1 protein-coding gene is annotated in these 551 nt (G+C 69.0%); it reads right to left on the reverse strand.

Annotation, left to right across the window (positions count from 1 at the left end; genetic code table 11):
* A partial coding sequence (locus tag AC5Y49_RS24815) for a transposase (RefSeq protein ID WP_499892023.1) occupies positions 1 to 551 on the reverse strand: 551 nt, incomplete at both ends.

A 551-nucleotide genomic window follows, 5' to 3' on the forward strand; every position in this document is an offset into this window, starting at 1 on the left:
CGGTGCCCGCAGGTGGCCTGTTGGACGCGTTGACGGCACAGATCCAGCTTGGCCCCGGCCAATGCCACGACGTGGAACGGGTCCATCACTGCGGTGGCCTCGGGCAGCTCCTCGGTCGCGGCGGTCTTGTAGCCGCCGAATCCGTCCATGGCCACCACCTCAACCCGGTCACGAAACGCTGGTGTTTGGTCGGCCAGCCAGGTCTTCAGCGCCGCCGCCGAACGTCCTGGGACGAGATCGAGCAGGCGCGCGCGGCCGGCGCCGTCCAGCACCGGGGTCAAATCAATGATCACGGTGACGAACCCATCCCCATCACCGCGGCCGCGGGTGTGTGACCAGCGGTGTTCGTCGACGCCGATGACCCGCACCCCACCGAGCCGCGTCGTGTCGGCCGCGACGATCGTCTGGGTAGCATCCAGGGCAATGCTGTTAACGGTGTCCCATGACAGGCCCAGCTCCCGGGCGACTGCCGCGATGGTCATGCGGTCGATCATCAGCCGGCGCAGGATGTAGCGGGCGCACCGCCGGGTGGTCGACCAGCCTGGGCGGGC

Source organism: Mycobacterium sp. NGS62 (assembly GCF_059812285.1).